Consider the following 16,521-nt stretch of genomic DNA (forward strand, 5'->3'; position numbering starts at 1 on the left):
AGATGGCGATTATGCGCCGCCGAAATGCACCTTGATGCCACCCTTGTAAACGATGCCCGGACCAGGGGCGGTCCACAACGCGTCGTTCTGCGTTGTGCCATCGCTGGTCGACCCGGGAATAGCATAGGGGCGGTAATACTGGTTCAGGATATTGTCGACCCCGAAATTCAAGGTGATGTCCTGCGTCGGTTGATAGGCGACGTAGAGATTGACGAGATCGTAGGAGGTCGATGGCACGTATCCGGCCGGAAGGTCGGTATTGGCCGCGACCGAAGCCCACTGAGCCGAGATTGTCAGCTTGCGATCGAGCAGGCGGACGCCACCGGTGGTCGTGACCTTGCGCGGCTGGATTGTCGCCAGACCAACATTGGTCTGGGTGTTCTTGCCGCTTTGAACCGTCGCGCCGACGCCCAGGAACCAAAGGCCCGCGTCATAGGCCGTCTCGGCCTCGAAGCCTTCGATCTTCGCATTGGCAATGTTTTGGTACTGATAGAAGTTGCTGTTGAGGATGGTGCCAGGACGCCCCATGAATACATAGTTGACGAGAACTGGCGTAGAGGCGACGAGGTCGATGTAGTCATCAACGTCGTTGCGGAAGAAGTTAAACTTGGCGCGGAAACTGTCGCCAGACGTAAAGACGTCGTTGTATTTCAGATTGATGCCGACTTCCTTGTTCTTGCCGACTTCTGCCCGGAGGTTCGGGTTCGGCAAGAAGCAGAACAGGCCAGCGGTACCATCAGCACAGGTGACGAAAGTCGGTCCGCCGCCGGAAGCGTGGCCACCTGCAATGAGCGTTTCACTGATGGATGGTGCACGATAACCCTCCGCATAGCTCACATAGGGCGTAAAGCCCGCTACCGGCGTCACGCCGAGTGTGATCTTGGGCGACAGGCGGTCACCGCTGGATGAAACATTGTTAACACCCACGGCTGTCCCGCTTGAATTGAGCTCATAGTGGTCATAACGCAGTGCGCCTATGACTTCGAGCCAACTCGAATAGTTGGTCTTTAGCTGGACGAAGCCGCCGGAGACTGTGCGCTCGCCGCTCGGCGTGGTGATGTTGGAGTTTCCACGCGAGTCGAATGTTTTCACCTTGTCGTTGAAGACGTCGAAGCCATAGGTCACAGCATTGCGCCACTCACCGATATTGAAGCGAGACGTGTTGTTGACGTCGACGCCAAACGTATCCAGCAAGTAGCCGCGCTGATCGCCAACGCAACCAGAAATGTTATTACCGGCACTACCAGCACCGCAGAGCGCGGTGCCGGCCGTCGAATAGTGGTAGGTCTTGGTCTGGTCGTTGTCGACGCGATTGCCGTAAAGCGAGACGTTGAAATCGAACAGCATGTCCTCTGGACGCGCGTATTTCCACGTCACCGTACCGGTATAGTTCTTTGCATTGGAGGCATAGACGGACGAGCCCTGATTCAGAGCGATCAAGGCCGGCGTTGTAGTTGGACCACGATTCAACTGACCAATTGTGTAGCTATAGTCCTGGAACAGGCCGCCAAACTTCACCTCATGGCCGTCGGCCGGGCGAACCGTAACTTTCATCAGGCCCGCAGCGATGTCGTTGCCTGTATTGCCGATCTCGGTACCGGCGCCATCCTTGTAGTTACCCTGGGTGCGATAGACCGCACCGCCGAACACATCGACCGTCGGATCGACACGCACGCCGCCGAACACGGAGCCGAGACCGCGACTGTTGTTGGAACCGTAGGAGCCGCTCATATCCACGCCCCAACGCTCACCGGGCCGCAGGACGTCATTGATGTCCTTGGTGCGGAACGAGGCCACGCCGCCGATGGCACCAGAGCCGTAAATATTGGCAGTCGGGCCGCGGGTGATATCGATGCCGCCGATCAGCTCGGGATCGAGAAAGAACGAGCCATTCGCATTGTGACCGGAGCGCTGATAGTTCTGGCGCGCACCATCGACCACAACAGCGACACGGCCGAAGTCCTGCAAACCGCGGATATTGATCGCCGTGGATGGATCATCGCCACGATCCTGCATCCAGACACCGGGGACATTGTAGAAAAGCTGGCTCAGCCGGCTCGGCTGCTGCAGCTGGATCTGCTCCTGCGTTACGACGCTGACCGGGGCCAGCGCATCGATGGCGCGCTCCTGGGTCTTCGAAGCCGTCACCGTGATTTCATCGAGTGACTGCCCGGTGCGGCTGGCCTGCGCATTGGCGTTAGCGACCTGCGCCGGCACGGCCGCCGGCTTGGCGGCTGCACGCTTCTTCTTGGCGGGTTTCGGCTTTTGCGGCTGCACGTCGCCTGCCTGCGCGGCGGCCTGTGCCAAGGCTGTCTCGGAGACCAACGCCCCCATTGATACGATCGACACACCCAACAACAAGGCGCGCGTAGTCATGCCCCCAAGAGCCATAGCCTAATCCCCAAACACAAATTTCAACGGATCGTGGCTGGCTGGCGCTGCACGAGGCAGTGAGCTTGCTGGCTCTCGAATGCGACTCGGGGACCCCTGCCACCAAGTTGCCATTTTCGATTACGGTTCCTTAACGGGGGGGTCAAGCAATCCCCGCCCTGTTTATACTGATTATAGACTGCAGTGCTTGGCGATGAGGTGCGACAAAACCTATAACGATGACAGAGACTTTTACGGATGGGATAGATCGGCGCTATGGATACGGGTTCTCACGACGGCAGCGCTGCCGCTCACGCCAAATCCTCAGCCGGACGCAATGTGGTCATAAATGGCGACCGGATGGACAGCAAGGAGCTGTTCGCGGATCAGCGCGAGTTGCTGATTACGCATGGCGACGAGACCTATCGCCTGCGCCTGACGTTCCAGAACAAGCTGATCCTCACCAAATGACCGCCGGCCTCCCCGTTCGACGTCATCGCATCGCACATGCGCTGCAATGTGTAGTGCTTGCCGGCACGCTGGCGCTGTCAGTCGCGGCCGCGGCGGAAGACGCCGTTGTGCGCGACGCACGCGGACGCGACGTCACCATCGGCCACCCGACCCGCATCGTCTCAATCGGCGGCGCAGTGACCGAAATCCTTTATGCCCTCGGCGCTGACGACCGTATCGTCGCCGTCGATACGACCAGCCTGTATCCACCGAAGGCCATGGCCGACAAACCCAATGTCGGTTACATGCGGCAACTCTCTGCGGAAGGCGTGCTGGGGCTGAATCCGCAACTGGTGCTGGCCATCGCGGGCTCCGGCCCGAAGGAAACCATCGACGTCATCGACGCCGCCAAGATTCCGCTCATCATGGTGCCGGATACGTTCACCGAAGCCGGCATGGTGGAGAAGATCCGGCTGGTCGCCAAGGTCGCGGGCGTCGATACACGCGGCGAATGTCTCGCTAACGCCGTGGCCGGCGATCTTGCCGCGCTGCGTGAGTTGCGCGCCAAGGTGAAGACCCCGCCACGGGTGATGTTCGTGATGTCCTTCCTCGATGGCCGCACCATGGTCGCAGGCCAGAAGACGGCAGCCAACGAGATCATCAAACTGGCCGGCGGCGTCAATGTCGCGGACAGCTTCGACGGCTACAAGATCATGAGCGATGAAGCCATCGCCGCAGCCAAGCCGGATACCGTGCTCTCGATGGAGCGCGGCAAGGATACGCTGCAGGCCGACACCGTGTTTGCCAGCCCGGCATTCGCACTGACGCCGGCCGCGAAGACCAGGAGCCTGGTCGCCATGGACGGCCTCTATCTGCTCGGCTTCGGTCCGCGCACGGCCGCCGCCGCACGCGACCTCGCCGTCAAGCTCGATCCGGCGCTGTCGTCCGAGGCTGCAACGTTCAAGCCCGTCTCGCTCGCCGTCAACTGCCGCCAATAAGATGAGCGCTGCCGACGCCAAGCTGACTGCGTTTGTCAGAACGACCGGTCGGGTGCGTCGCCCTGCCACCGTTATCGTGTTGTGCGGCCTGCTCGCGGCACTGCTGCTGACGGTGCTGCTTGCCGCCACCGTGGGTGCCGCCGGCATCCCACTGTCCCGCCTGCCCGCAGCACTTGGCCTCGCGGCCGCCGATCCCGGCAATCAATTTGCCGCGCGCGATCAGCTGATCCTGTGGTCGATCCGGATTCCGCGCATTGCCATCGCCGCCATGATCGGCGGCATGCTGGGCGCCGCCGGCGCGATCATGCAGGGCCTGTTTCGCAATCCCCTCGCCGATCCGGCGCTGGTCGGCGTCTCCAGCGGCGGCGCATTTGCGGCAGCCGGCGCCATCGTCATCAGCGACAGCCGCTTTGCGCATTATGTGAGTTTTCTGCAGCCCTTTCTATTGCCATTAGCCGCCTTCATCGGCTCGCTACTCACCACCATCATTCTCTACCGAATTTCCAGCCGCAGCGGACGCACCTCCATCGCGCTGTTCCTGCTCGCCGGCATTGCCATCGCCGCGATTGCCAATGCGGGCATCGGGCTGCTGGTCTTCATCGCCGACGACCGGCAATTGCGCGACATCACGTTCTGGCTGCTCGGCTCGCTCAGCGGCGCCACCTGGAGCAAGGCCGCAACGATTGCGCCTATGCTGGCGCTGGGCCTGATCGGTATGCTGTTCACCAGCCGCGGCCTCGATGTGCTGATCCTCGGCGAGTCCGAGGCCTTTCATTCCGGCGTCGATGTCGAGCGCCTCAAGCGCATCTGCATCGTGCTGGTGTCGGTCATGACCGGCGCGGCGGTGTCCGTCTGCGGCGTGATCGGCTTCGTCGGCATCGTCGTGCCACACCTGCTACGGCTGATGATTGGACCGGGTCATCGGCTGTTGCTGCCGGCCTCCGTCGGTCTCGGCGCGAGCCTGCTGGTTGGCGCCGATACGATGGCCCGCACCATCGTGGCGCCGGCCGAGATGCCGATCGGCATCCTGACTGCCGCCGTGGGCGCGCCGATATTCCTGCTGATTCTGCTGCGTCAGCGCGGGCTGGTGGGGCTGTGACACCGATGGCCAACGCTCCCGTCCTTACAGCATCCGGCATCTCGCTGACCATCGGCCAGGCCACGCTGCTCAATCATGTCGATCTCGCCATCACCAGCGGCGAGATGGTCGCCATCGTCGGCCCCAACGGCGCCGGCAAGTCGACACTGCTACGCTTGCTGTCGGCCGATCTGCGTGCGTCGCGCGGCGCCATCACGCTGAAAGGCCGCGACCTCCACGCCTGGTCGCCCGCCGAACTGGCGATGCGGCGCGCGATGCTGTCGCAACATGTCAGTGTGAGCTTTCCATTCACGGTCGAGGAAGTCGTGCAGATGGGTCGGGGCAACCTGCCGCTGGCTTCTGCGCAAGCGCTCGTCAATGCCGCCATCGATGAAGTGGGCCTTGGTGACTTCCGTCATCGCGAATTGCCGACGCTCTCCGGCGGCGAGCAACAGCGCGCGCATTTCGCGCGCATCCTCGTGCAGCTTGCCTGCGGCGAAGCTGTGCACGGTCCTGGCATTCTGCTGCTCGACGAGCCGACATCATCGCTCGATCTGCGGCACCAGATCGAACTTGTCGAAATTTCGCGGCAGCGTGCGCGCAACGGCACGGCCGTGATCGCAGTGCTGCACGATCTCAATCTCGCAGTTCGGTTTGCTGACCGCATCATCGTGATGCGCAACGGCGCCGTTGCAGCGGAAGGAACGCCTGCGGAAACGATCACCAGCGACGTGATCCGTCGGGTCTTCGATATCAACGTTGTCGTCGCACGCACCGATGACGGCGCGCCTTATCTGCTGCCGCAAATGATGCAGCAGATTGCGACTTCAACTTCCGTAGTGGGTTAACTGCGTTTCTGCCGGCACATCATCCTGCGCCGGCGCATATTCATGAGTAACATTGTTGCTCACGGGAACTCACTTTTATCTGAACCCCTGATGAACTCACGCATTGCCCTCCTGTCGCAACCAAACCACGGAGGCTCCCCCATGGGTTATGCACACAGGTCGACAGCGCTGGTGGTCGAGAACGACGAAGCACAACGCACACTGGTCAGCCTGCTGCTCGAAGAGAGCGAGATGAACGTCATCGAATGCGAAAGCGCGGAGGCGGCTGTGCTGGTGCTGGAGGAATCCGGCGACAATGTTGCGATGGTCTTCACCGACGTGGAACTCGCAGGCATGATGGACGGCATCGAGCTCGCTTATCTCGCCAAGCAACGATACCCGGATATGCATGTGATCGTGACCTCGGGTACGCCTCGCGTGCGTCGGCTGCCCGATGGCACGCTGTTCATGGCCAAGCCATGGAGCCCGATCGACCTGCTCCGCGCCGCACAACAATCGTTTCACTGATACAGGTCAAATCGGTCCGCGCGGACCGGCAGATGCCGCCCGCGTGGGACCGTCTTGCATTGCTGCAGCGCAACGCCGATAATTCGGCGATCACACCTGCAGCAGCAAGGGTTTCATGCCGTTCGACCTCCTCATTCGCAACGCCACGCTTCCCGACGGCCGCACGGGCCAGGATATCGCCATTGAAGGGGGCCGTATCGTCGCGGTGCAGCCCAATCTGGCGGGAGAGGCCGGACGTGTGATCGATGCCGCCGGGCACCTGGTCTCGCCGCCATTCGTCGACATCCACTTTCACATGGATGCAACGCTATCGCTGGGCCTGCCGCGGCTGAATGTGTCGGGTACCCTCCTCGAAGGCATCGCCCTGTGGGGCGAGTTGAAACCGCACCTCACTTATGAGGCCCTGGTCGAACGGGCTCTCCGCTATTGCGACCTCGCGGTGGCACAGGGCCTGCTCGCGGTGCGTACCCATGTGGATATCTGCGACGACCGGCTGCTGGCTGTCGATGCGCTGCTCGACGTCAAGAAGCAGGTCGCGCCCTATCTCGATCTCGAACTGGTCGCGTTTCCGCAGGACGGTTATTTCCGCTCACCCACGGCTGCGCAAAATCTTGCGCGCGCGCTCGACAAGGGGGTCAGCATCGTCGGCGGCATTCCGCATTTCGAGCGCACCATGGCCGATGGCGCCGCATCGGTGAAGGCACTCTGCGAGATCGCCGCTGCGCGCGGACTGCGCGTCGACATGCATTGCGACGAAAGCGACGATCCGCTCTCGCGGCACGTCGAGACGCTGGCCTATGAAACCCAGCGGCTGGGATTGCAGGACCGCGTCGCCGGCTCTCATCTGACCTCGATGCATTCGATGGACAACTACTATGTCTCGAAGCTGCTGCCGCTGATCGCGGAAGCCGGCGTCGCCGCGATCGCCAATCCGCTGATCAATATCGTGCTGCAGGGGCGCCACGACAGCTATCCGAAGCGGCGCGGCCAGACCCGCGTGCCGGAGATGCGGCCCTACGGCATTAACGTGGCCTTCGGCCAGGACTGCTGCATGGATCCGTGGTATTCACTGGGCTCGGCGGACATGCTCGAAGTCGCGCATATGGGCCTGCATGTCGGGCAGATGACCAGCCGCGACGCGATGCGCTTCTGCTTCGATACGGTCACCACCAATCCGGCAAGGATCATGGGGCTCGACGGCTACGGCCTCGATGTGGGCTGTAACGGCGACCTCGTACTGTTGCAGGCGCGCGATCCGATCGAGGCGATCCGGCTGAAGGCGACGCGGCTTGCGGTCGTGCGCCGTGGTAAGGTGATCGCCGAGACGCCCGCGCGGATCGGCCGGCTCGCGCTCGACGGCCGCCCGGCATCGGTCGATCCGGCCGCTTACGCACCGCCGAGCTGATATATTCGACATCCTTTCCTCACATCGTCCGGCAGCATGACATCAGCCTCTCCCCATTCTCTGCGCGTTGCCGTCATCGGCGGCGGCGTGGCCGGCGCGTTTGCCGCGCTCATTCTGGCGAAGCTGCCGCAGGTCGGGACGATCACCGTATTGGATCGCGACGGCGCCTTCGGGCGCGGGCTCGCCTATTCCGCGAAAGCGAAGTGGCACCGCATCAACGTCCCAGCCTCAAAGATGGGCGGACTCGGCGCCGAAGATAACGGCTTCGTCGAATGGCTGACGGAGACCGGCCAGGCGGACTGGCCGGACTATTCAACCTCTTTCGTGCCCCGCCGGGTCTATGGCGACTATATCTCGACGAAGTTCAACGAACTGACCGGTACCGGGCGTGTGACGCCACGGCAGGATGTGGCTCTGGGTGTGACGCGGCAGGGCGATGGCTATCGCGTTGCGACGGCATCGGGCGCGATCATCGACGCCGATCTGGTGTTCCTCTGTCTTGGCAACCAGCCGCCGTCACCATTTCCCGGCATCGAGGCATCGCCGCGCTCAATCACCAATGTCTGGGCGCCGGGCGCGCTCGATCCGATCGGCAAGGACGATCGCGTGCTGGTCATCGGCACCGGTGCCACCGCCGTCGATATGGTGATCGATCTCGTCCATCGCGGCATGCGCGCGCCCATCACGATGGTCTCGCGGCGCGGGTTGCTGCCGCTGATCGACGTGCCGGCACAGACCGATCCCGATCCGATGAACTCATTCCCGGTGCCCACCGCACGGGGCCTTCTGGCGGCATTGCTCAAGGACACCCGCCGCAAGGTTGCCGCGGGCATTCCATGGCAGACGATGGTCGATACGTTTCGACTGTCGATCGGTGAACTCTACAGGAATGCCTCCGAAACCGAACGTGCCCGCTTCGCGCGGCATCTGCGCGCGATCTGGATGGTGCACCGGCATCGGCTGGCGCCCGACGTCGCCGAACTGCTGGAGCAGTTGCAACGAGACAAGCAGCTCGATGTGATCGCGGGTCGCATCACCAGTGCAGTTGCGACACCGTCGGGACATGACGTGACCATCCGCAAGCGCGGACACGGCGAGACCATCGATCTCGCCACCAACTGGATTCTGAACTGTACCGGCCCGGAAGAGCACTATGATCGCCTGGGCGATCCGCTCATCAAGTCGCTGCTCGCAACCGGGCAAGCGCGGACCGGCTTCAACGGCCTCGGCCTCGATGTCGCCTCAACCTGCGAACTCCGCGACAGTGCCGGTCATGTTCAGCCCGGCTTCTATGCCATCGGCCCGGCGACGCGCGGCGCGTTCTGGGAAGTGACTGCGGCGTCCAACATTCGGCGGCAGTTGCTGGCCGTGAGCGAGCAGTTGAAGACGCTCTAGCCCTTCCGCCACGGCACGATGGCGCGCTCCAGCGCGTCGAAACCGGCATTCATCACGAAGCCGATAATCGCAATGACAAACAGGCCGACATACATGGTCTGGACATCGAACAACTCCCACGCATTCCAGATCATGTAACCCAGCCCCTGTTTGGCGCCGACCATTTCGGCGATGGCGATCAGCACGAGGCCCATGCCCGCGCCGAGCTTGATGCCGGTCATGATCAGCGGCAATGCGCCGGGCAGCGCCACGGTGCGAAACATGTTGAAGCGGCTGGCGCCAAAGTTGCGGCCAACATCGAGGAAGATCGGTGCGATCTGTCGCACGCCAGCCGCGGTGTTGATGACCACCGGATAGAACACGCCGATCGCGACCATGGCGATCTTCGAGCTTTCACCGAGACCGAAGATCAGCAGGATCAGCGGCAGCAGGGAGCTCTTCGGAATTGGATAGGTCGCCGAGATCAGTGGATCGAAGGCTGCACGTATCGGTCGATACAGGCCGATCGCGAGCCCGATCACGATCGCTGGCACGCAGCCGACGACAAAACCGGCAGCGAGGCGATAGAGGCTGGCTCCCACATGACGCCACAGCGCGCCGGAGGAAGCGAGTTCGAACAGATGCCCAATGATGTTAGAGGGCGCCGGAAAGAACCTGACATCCACGATGCCCGTGCGGGCGCAGATTTCCCATAGGCCCAGTAGCACCAGCGGCGACAGGATGCTGATGGCGCGCTCGCTCCACAGTGCGCCGGTGCGGGCCGCGCTCATGCCTTGCTCCCCGGTTCGCGGCTGCGCGCGCGATCGACCTCTTCACGCAGCTGCGCCCAGATGTCATAGACTAGTTCGCCGTAAGCCGGGGTATGCCGGAGCTCGACGACATTGCGCGGCCGCGGCAGATCCACTGGCACGATGGTCTTGATGCGGCCGGGGCCAGCCGTCATCACCATGATGCGGTCGCCCAGCGTCACAGCTTCATCGACACTATGGGTGATGAAGACCACGGTCTTGCGGGTCTCTTCCCAGATCCGCAGCAGCTCTTCATGCAGCAATGTCTTGTTCTGTTCGTCGAGCGCCGAAAACGGCTCGTCCATCAGCAGGATATCGGGATCGTTGGCAAAGGCGCGCGCGATGGAGACGCGCTGGCGCATGCCGCCGGACAGCTGATGCGGATAGAGCGTCCGCGCGCCATACATGCCGGTCTTGTTCAGATAGTGCCCGACCACGTCATCGATGCGCGCCTTCGGAACATTGCGCATCGTCAGGCCATAGGCCGCGTTGTCCCAGACGGTCATCCAGGGAAACAACGAGTCCCCCTGGAACACCATGGCGTTCTGCGGATGACCGGGCTGCGGATTGGCGATGTCGATCCGGCCCTCCGATGGCGCATCCAGTCCGGCAAGCATGCGCAGCAAGGTCGTCTTGCCGCAGCCGCTTGGACCGACCACCACGAAGAAGGTGCTGGCCGGGATATCGAGCGTGATCCGGTCCAGCGCCAGTTGCGTATCGTGCCGCTTGGTGACGTCGCGCAGGCTGATCTTCGGCGCGGGCACTTGTCCGCCATCCCCGATTGCTGCTGTCGACATCTGCACCGTCATCGCCACACTTCTCTTCACCGTTTCACTTGGGCCGCGCGAACGGCCCCAGGATCGGCTTCAGCGCATCGACATAGGACATGTCGACGACCTTGGCTGCCTCGATGTCGCTGGTGACCAGCCCGCGCGACTTGAAATAGGCAAGATCGGTCTCGACGCTGGGAAGATTGATCTGACCGTCGGGATCGATGAACACCGGCACGATCTGATGCAGCAGCGCCGTGTCCTTGATGCCCGTCATCTCGGCGATGTCCTTGATCATGTCCTCGGCACCGGGCCCCGCGATCTTGCCGTCCTTCAGCGTCGCGGCATAGGCGCGCACGCCGCGCAGATAGGCCTTGAGGAACGCCGTCACTGTTTTGCGGTCTTCGGCAAACTTGCCATTGATCAGCAGCATGGCTGTCTGCTGCACCGGATAGAAATCATCGAGGCCGGTGAAGCGCACAGCGACATTGTTGCGCACCATCGCCGTCACGCCCGGCTCCGCCGAAATCGCCGCGTCGATCGCCTTGTTGGCGAAGGCGGTGAGATGCTGCGGGAACGGAAGGAAGACCTTTTCGATATCCTCGTCCTTCAAACCGGCCTTTTTCAGCGCCTGATTGATGACGGACTCGTCCGCCGCGCCATTGGCGATGATCGCGACCTTCTTGCCCTTGAGATCCGCAAGCGACTTGAATGCACCTGACTCGATCAGATCCTTGCGCACCATCAGCGCCTTGTAGCTATAGCCCGCGATATTGGTGCCTTTGTCCGCGACCATCTTCAGCTTGAGACCGCGATTGACGGCATTATAGAGCCCGGCGGAGGCCGCGCCTGCCGATGCGTCGAGATCGCCTGCGCCGAGCGGGGCCACCATCTTGGCGCCGGAATCGAACGGGATCAGTTCAACCTTGACACCCTCTTCCTTGAAGTAGCCGCGCTTCTCGGCGAGGAACAGACCGATATCCGATGACAGATTGGTCGTCCCGACCTTGACCGTCTTCATCTCCTGGGCGTGTGCAAGACCCAGCATCGACATCGCAACACCGGCGGCAACAAGCAGACGTTTCAGCATGATCGGTCCTCTTTATCTCGCATGAAGATGATACGGCAGAACGCACCGCAGCTCAGGGCAAACGTGGAAACAGACGCCTCGGATTGGTTTCAGTAATCAGTTCTATATCGGCAGCGGAAAAGCCCGCAGCCTTGACGCTGGCGAGAGGATCGCGATCCGCCGGCGGGAAGGACTCGTCAGTACCGAGCGCGACACGTTCGATACCCACGGTATCGGCGAGGAAACGCAACGCTTTCGGCGCATGAACGATGCTGTCATAGCCGATGCGCGAGGCGTAGACCGACGGGTCGCATTGCGCGACATCGCCCTGTCCCGCGCGATCCATCCGCGCATGCATCACATCGAAGCGGCCCAGCAGATAAGGAAATGTGCCGCCGCCATGGCTGAGGACGATCGAGAGCGCCCGGAAGCGATCGAGCACACCTGAGAAGATGATCGAGCCGATGCCGAGCGTGGTGTCAAACGTGTATTGCGCGATCTGCGTCAGCGCGAATTTCGCAGCACGCGGCGCGGCGTCGACGAGCACTGGATGCAGGATGACTGGCAGTCCCAACGCTTCCGCCTTGGCCCAGAACGGATCGAGCGGCTTCTCTCCGATATTGACGCCTTCGATATTGGCCGGGACCATCACCGCGACCGCCCCGAGATCCACGGCGCGATCGAGTTCGGCCGCAGCATCTGCAGCGTTGACCAAGGGCACCGATGCGACGAACGAAAAGCGGTCATTGTTCGTATGGCACCACTCGCCCAGCGTATCGTTGAGCATGCGGTGCCAATGCGCGCAGGCATCTTTCGCCAGACCGTAGCCATAGATGTCCGGCCATGTGGCGACCAGTTGCCGGTCGAGACCCTGGCGGTCGAGGCTGGCACGGCGTTGTTCGACCGGCTCGACCAGTTGCGGGAAGAACGGCCGAACCCTGAAACCATAATCGAAGCCGAGGGCCGGCGGCTTGCCATTCCCTGATGGCAGCAGCCTGACGCCGCAATAGGCGCCACGGCCATCGATGGCGGACAGCAGCTGCGGCGGCACATAATGGGCATGGATATCGATCGGCACAATCAGTCCCTATGCGGCATTGGTCGTGCGCTCGCGCGCATCCTTGATGAGGCGCCACAGACGCGGCGGCGTCAGCGGCAAGTGATGAATCTCGACATTGAGCGGCGCCAGCGCTGCCGCCACCGCATTGGCCGTCGCTGCGGCCACAGCAACGATACCGCCCTCGCCCGCGCCCTTGGCACCCAGCGGGTTGCTCGGCGACGGCCGCAGCTCCAGCGTCACCGCGCGCAGCACCGGAAAGTCGCTCGCGGTCGGCACCAGATAATCGGCCAGAGAGGCGTTCAAGAGCTGTCCCTGCTCGTCATAGATCAGATGATCGAGGAAAACGCCACCCAGTCCCTGCACGATGGCGCCGATCGCCTGTCCGTGCACGATGGCCGGATTGATGGCGCGACCGACATCTTCGACCGCGATGTAATCGAGAACTTTCACCGCGCCCGTGCGCGAGTCGACGGTGACATGCGCGGCATGGGTGCCGTAGCTATAAGTGCGCACATCGTTGGCGAACGTGCCGTCTGCCTGCAATTCGCGCCTGGCTGCGAGCGCCGCAAACGACACCGACGCGCCGTTATCGGCGACGACGTTCGCATTGATGATCTTCAACTCGCTGTTCGGCCTGCCCAGGTGATTGGCGGCCTGCTGCAGGATCTTCTCGCGCAGCCGGGTGGCGGCGTCGAGCACGGCTGAGCCGCCCATCACCACCGCGCGCGAATGATAGGTGCCAAAGCCCTCATCGAGCAGCGTGGTCGAGCCATGCAGCACACGGATGCGATCGAACGGGATCGACAGCGTATCCGACGCGATCTGGCCGAGCACCGTCTCCAATCCCTGCCCTAGCACCGATGAGCCAACGGCCACCGTCAGCGAGCCGTCCTTCTCAAGGGTGAGCGCTGCGTTTTCCTTCGGGCCGGCGCCGCCGCTTTCGACGAAACAGCCGAGCCCGATGCCATGACGTACGCCATCGACCAGTTTACCCTGCAGGTGACGTTTCTCGTGCCAGCCAATCTCCTTCAAGGCGCGCTCGAACACCTCGACATAGTCGCCGGTGTCGTAGGATGTCGGCCCTTCATAGGGCACGAGCCCATCGATCGGATAAGGCAATTCCTGTTCGGTGATCAGGTTCTTGCACCGGAATTCGGCGACGTCGATGCCGAGATCGGTCGCGACCATGTCGATCAGCCGCTCGCGAAAGAAATTCGCCTCGAAGCGGCCCGGCCCGCGATAGGTGCCGACCGGCGTCTTGCTGGTCATGAAAGCTTCGACCGACACGCTGACATGGGGGATGCGATAGGGGCCGGGCAGAAATTGCGCCGCCTTGGCCGGGACCACGCCGCCATTGGTGCGGATATAGGCGCCCATATCGGCGAATACTCGGCCGCGCAAACCCAGCATCATTCCGTCGCTGCGGCAGGCGAGCGACAATTCGCAAGCGATGTCGCGTGAGTGATTGATCGCCATCAGATGTTCGCGGCGATCCTCGATCCATTTGACCGGGCGTGCCAGTTTGCGGGCAGCGAAGGGGATCAGGAAATCCTCGGGATAGAATTCGCCGCGCACGCCGAAGCCGCCGCCGACATCGATCTCGATCAGATCGATATCATCCTCGCGAAGGCCCAGCATCTGCGCCAGCGCGCGGCGGTTATAGAACGTAACCTTTGTCGCGCCTGTGACGACGAGCCGACCGGCCGATGAATTCCATTCTGCGAGGAGGCCCCGCGTCTCCATGGGCAGCGCCGTATGGCGCTGCACGCTGAAGCGCTCGGTGCGCACATAGTCCGCCGACGCGAAGGCCGCATCGGCATCGCCAAACCCGGCATCGTAGCGCAGCGCAGCATTATCTTCCGCGAAGTCGAACAGCGGGGTTTCACTTGCGCCGCGCTCGGTGACTGCGGATAGCGCTTCAAATTCGATGCCGATCGTCTCCAGCGCGTCCTCGGCCAGTGCGCGGCTGTCGGCGACGACGATAGCGATGGGCTCACCGACATAGCGCACCTTGTCGCTGGCGATGACAGGCTGACGGAACGGCTCGAATTCGGGCAACGGCGCCAGGCGAAGCGGGATGATGGGGATGGTGTCGCTGATGTCGCGAGCCGTGATCACGGCGTGAATGCCCGGCATCGCTAGTGCCGCCGATGCATCGATGGCGACAATCCGCGCATGCGCGATCGGGCTGCGCAGGATCGCCGCATGCAGCATGCCCTCGACGGCGAGATCGTCAGCGAAATTGCCGGATCCCGACAGGAAGCGCGCATCCTCCATGCGCTCGACTGCGCTGCCGACCAGGAGCTTGGCGACATCGCTCATTGCGCCGCCTCGCATTGCACGTCGCGATAGGCAATGCGGGCTTCCATGATCGCCGCGATGATCGGCAGATAACCGGTGCAGCGACATAGGTTTCCGGAAATCACCTCGCGGATGCGGTCCTCGTCCGCATGCGGCTCATCGGTTAGCAATGCATGGGCAGTCGTGAGGATGCCGGCGGTGCAGAAGCCGCACTGCAAAGCGTGATGCTTGCGGAACGCAAGCTGCAACGCACTGAGATGCGCGGCGCTGCCAAGACCCTCGACCGTGGTTATCTCTCGCCCTTCTGCCTGCGCCGCCAGCATCAGGCAGCCGCGGACGGCGGCACCATCGACGATGACCGTGCAGGCACCGCAGACCCCGTGCTCGCAGCCCAGGTGTGTGCCGGTCAGGTGCAGCTCATTGCGCAGCGCATCCGCCAGCGTGGTGCGAGGTTCGACTGTGACGGTCGCCGCGGCACCGTTGACGGTGAAATGGACGGGACGCGCCGATATCATGCAGCCTCCGGCAAAGCGATGTCGGCCGCACGCGCCAGCGCCCGCTCCAGCAACACGCCGAGAAGATCGCGGCGATAGGCGGCTTCCGCGTGGATATCATCGGCGGGATCGACCGCGTCCCGCGCAGCAGCTGCGGCCCGTAAAATCACGTCGGCATTGATCCGACGGCCATCGAGGATGGCCTCGACACCGGGCAGCCGCATCGGACGATCGGCAACGCCGATCACCCCGATATGCGCGTTGTACGTCAGGCCCTGCGCGTCGATGTCGTAGAATGCGGCAACACCCGCCAGCGCAAAATCTCCGCGGCGGCGTGCGAATTCCTCGAAGGCCCAGCGCCGCGCCTTCTTCCAGAGCGGCAGGCGTATGCTGGTCAAGATTTCGTCGGCCCCCAGAACCGTGCTGAGGCCGCCGGTGATGAATTCATCTGCGCGCACGATGCGCGTCCCGGTCGGTCCGACGATCGTCAGCATCGCATCGCAGGTCACCGCAATGCCCGGCATTTCGGCCGCCGGATCGGCATGGGCCATGCTCCCGCCGACGGTGCCGCGGTTACGGACCTGGTAATGCGCGACATGGGCGATGGCAGCCGCCAGTAGCGGATGCGCCTGTGCGAGCCGCGCATCACGCTCGATATCCCGCCAGGTCACGAGGGCGCCAAAGTCGATGCCCTCAGCGGAAATACTGATACTTTTGAGATCTGGCAGCCGTCCGATATCGACCAGCACGCTTGGCGCCGCCAGCCGGAAAGCAAGCATCGGCATCAGGCTCTGCCCACCCGCGATCACCTTGGCATTGCCGCCATGAACCGCGAGCGCGGCAATCGCCTCGATCAGCGTAGCAGGGCAAATATAGTCCAGCGGCGGAAGCTTCATGGGCTGATTTGCTACTTCTCAATTGCTGAGAACACTATCTTATCTTATAAGAAGGTACGCGCACGGCAATGTTTGTTGGTGCGCAAATGATA

General features: G+C 62.6%; 15 protein-coding genes. 7 read left to right on the forward strand and 8 right to left on the reverse strand.

The genetic code is table 11. The features are described 5' to 3' along the window. Positions 1–9: 9 nt before the first annotated feature. Positions 10–2,391: a TonB-dependent hemoglobin/transferrin/lactoferrin family receptor gene (locus AB7828_RS12920; protein WP_441230342.1), complete on the reverse strand. Its 2,382-nt coding sequence runs from the start codon at positions 2,389–2,391 to the stop codon at positions 10–12. Between the two features lie 255 nt (positions 2,392–2,646). Here AB7828_RS12920 and hemP point away from each other — a divergent pair, with 255 nt between their 5' ends. The 7 genes from hemP to AB7828_RS12955 all read left to right on the forward strand — a co-directional run bounded on the left by hemP (position 2,647) and on the right by AB7828_RS12955 (position 9,051). Beyond that, on the forward strand, positions 2,647–2,841 hold the full coding sequence (gene hemP, locus AB7828_RS12925) for a hemin uptake protein HemP (RefSeq protein WP_068735289.1): 195 nt from the start codon (positions 2,647–2,649) through the stop codon (positions 2,839–2,841). Continuing rightward, the gene (locus AB7828_RS12930; RefSeq protein WP_441230343.1) at positions 2,838–3,818 is read left to right on the forward strand and encodes a heme/hemin ABC transporter substrate-binding protein; all 981 of its coding nucleotides are present in this window, start codon (positions 2,838–2,840) and stop codon (positions 3,816–3,818) included. The genes hemP and AB7828_RS12930 overlap by 4 nt, the downstream gene beginning before the upstream one ends. 1 nt (position 3,819) lies before the next feature. Further along, positions 3,820–4,917 (forward strand): FecCD family ABC transporter permease, encoded by a 1,098-nt coding sequence (locus tag AB7828_RS12935; RefSeq protein WP_441230344.1) that lies wholly within the window; start codon positions 3,820–3,822, stop codon positions 4,915–4,917. 5 nt (positions 4,918–4,922) lie between these two features. Beyond that, a complete protein-coding gene (locus tag AB7828_RS12940) occupies positions 4,923–5,744 on the forward strand; it encodes a heme ABC transporter ATP-binding protein (RefSeq protein ID WP_441230345.1) in 822 nt (273 codons plus the stop codon). A 141-nt stretch (positions 5,745–5,885) separates the two neighbouring features. Beyond that, positions 5,886–6,251 carry a response regulator gene (locus AB7828_RS12945; RefSeq protein ID WP_441230346.1) on the forward strand — a complete coding sequence of 122 codons (366 nt, stop codon included), beginning with the start codon at positions 5,886–5,888 and terminating at the stop codon, positions 6,249–6,251. A 115-nt stretch (positions 6,252–6,366) separates the two neighbouring features. After that, entirely contained in the window at positions 6,367–7,656 is a 1,290-nt protein-coding gene (locus tag AB7828_RS12950) for an amidohydrolase family protein (protein WP_441230347.1), read from the forward strand. A gap of 36 nt (positions 7,657–7,692) precedes the next feature. After that, positions 7,693–9,051 carry an FAD/NAD(P)-binding protein gene (locus AB7828_RS12955; RefSeq protein WP_441230348.1) on the forward strand — a complete coding sequence of 453 codons (1,359 nt, stop codon included), beginning with the start codon at positions 7,693–7,695 and terminating at the stop codon, positions 9,049–9,051. On the opposite strand, the gene AB7828_RS12960 is transcribed toward AB7828_RS12955, so the two are convergent. From AB7828_RS12960 to AB7828_RS12990, 7 genes are read right to left on the reverse strand one after another with little or no spacing between them, the layout of a single operon-like run. Beyond that, positions 9,048–9,821: an ABC transporter permease gene (locus AB7828_RS12960; RefSeq protein WP_439083002.1), complete on the reverse strand. Its 774-nt coding sequence runs from the start codon at positions 9,819–9,821 to the stop codon at positions 9,048–9,050. The two genes, AB7828_RS12955 and AB7828_RS12960, sit on opposite strands and share 4 nt — an antisense overlap. After that, on the reverse strand, positions 9,818–10,636 hold the full coding sequence (locus tag AB7828_RS12965; RefSeq protein ID WP_441230349.1) for an ABC transporter ATP-binding protein: 819 nt from the start codon (positions 10,634–10,636) through the stop codon (positions 9,818–9,820). Before AB7828_RS12965 ends, AB7828_RS12960 begins: the two co-directional genes overlap by 4 nt. 34 nt (positions 10,637–10,670) lie before the next feature. Further along, the gene (locus tag AB7828_RS12970) at positions 10,671–11,699 is read right to left on the reverse strand and encodes an ABC transporter substrate-binding protein (protein ID WP_441230350.1); all 1,029 of its coding nucleotides are present in this window, start codon (positions 11,697–11,699) and stop codon (positions 10,671–10,673) included. Between the two features lie 52 nt (positions 11,700–11,751). After that, positions 11,752–12,756 (reverse strand): amidohydrolase family protein, encoded by a 1,005-nt coding sequence (locus AB7828_RS12975; RefSeq protein ID WP_441230351.1) that lies wholly within the window; start codon positions 12,754–12,756, stop codon positions 11,752–11,754. Positions 12,757–12,765: 9 nt separating this feature from the next. Further along, positions 12,766–15,060 carry a xanthine dehydrogenase family protein molybdopterin-binding subunit gene (locus tag AB7828_RS12980; RefSeq protein ID WP_441230352.1) on the reverse strand — a complete coding sequence of 765 codons (2,295 nt, stop codon included), beginning with the start codon at positions 15,058–15,060 and terminating at the stop codon, positions 12,766–12,768. Further along, the gene (locus tag AB7828_RS12985) at positions 15,057–15,554 is read right to left on the reverse strand and encodes a (2Fe-2S)-binding protein (protein ID WP_441230353.1); all 498 of its coding nucleotides are present in this window, start codon (positions 15,552–15,554) and stop codon (positions 15,057–15,059) included. Before AB7828_RS12985 ends, AB7828_RS12980 begins: the two co-directional genes overlap by 4 nt. After that, positions 15,551–16,429 carry an FAD binding domain-containing protein gene (locus AB7828_RS12990; RefSeq protein WP_441230354.1) on the reverse strand — a complete coding sequence of 293 codons (879 nt, stop codon included), beginning with the start codon at positions 16,427–16,429 and terminating at the stop codon, positions 15,551–15,553. The genes AB7828_RS12985 and AB7828_RS12990 overlap by 4 nt, the downstream gene beginning before the upstream one ends. Between the last annotated feature and the right edge of the window lie 92 nt (positions 16,430–16,521).

This window comes from Tardiphaga sp. 215_C5_N2_1, from assembly GCF_052076055.1.
Taxonomy (GTDB): domain Bacteria; phylum Pseudomonadota; class Alphaproteobacteria; order Rhizobiales; family Xanthobacteraceae; genus Tardiphaga; species Tardiphaga robiniae.

Coding starts and splice junctions, on each gene's coding strand:
- AB7828_RS12920 (WP_441230342.1), bottom strand. CDS start 2,391: ATGGCTCTTGGGGGCATGACTACGCGCGCCTTGTTGTTGGGTGTGTCG.
- hemP (WP_068735289.1), top strand. CDS start 2,647: ATGGATACGGGTTCTCACGACGGCAGCGCTGCCGCTCACGCCAAATCC.
- AB7828_RS12930 (WP_441230343.1), top strand. CDS start 2,838: ATGACCGCCGGCCTCCCCGTTCGACGTCATCGCATCGCACATGCGCTG.
- AB7828_RS12935 (WP_441230344.1), top strand. CDS start 3,820: ATGAGCGCTGCCGACGCCAAGCTGACTGCGTTTGTCAGAACGACCGGT.
- AB7828_RS12940 (WP_441230345.1), top strand. CDS start 4,923: ATGGCCAACGCTCCCGTCCTTACAGCATCCGGCATCTCGCTGACCATC.
- AB7828_RS12945 (WP_441230346.1), top strand. CDS start 5,886: ATGGGTTATGCACACAGGTCGACAGCGCTGGTGGTCGAGAACGACGAA.
- AB7828_RS12950 (WP_441230347.1), top strand. CDS start 6,367: ATGCCGTTCGACCTCCTCATTCGCAACGCCACGCTTCCCGACGGCCGC.
- AB7828_RS12955 (WP_441230348.1), top strand. CDS start 7,693: ATGACATCAGCCTCTCCCCATTCTCTGCGCGTTGCCGTCATCGGCGGC.
- AB7828_RS12960 (WP_439083002.1), bottom strand. CDS start 9,821: ATGAGCGCGGCCCGCACCGGCGCACTGTGGAGCGAGCGCGCCATCAGC.
- AB7828_RS12965 (WP_441230349.1), bottom strand. CDS start 10,636: ATGTCGACAGCAGCAATCGGGGATGGCGGACAAGTGCCCGCGCCGAAG.
- AB7828_RS12970 (WP_441230350.1), bottom strand. CDS start 11,699: ATGCTGAAACGTCTGCTTGTTGCCGCCGGTGTTGCGATGTCGATGCTG.
- AB7828_RS12980 (WP_441230352.1), bottom strand. CDS start 15,060: ATGAGCGATGTCGCCAAGCTCCTGGTCGGCAGCGCAGTCGAGCGCATG.
- AB7828_RS12985 (WP_441230353.1), bottom strand. CDS start 15,554: ATGATATCGGCGCGTCCCGTCCATTTCACCGTCAACGGTGCCGCGGCG.
- AB7828_RS12990 (WP_441230354.1), bottom strand. CDS start 16,429: ATGAAGCTTCCGCCGCTGGACTATATTTGCCCTGCTACGCTGATCGAG.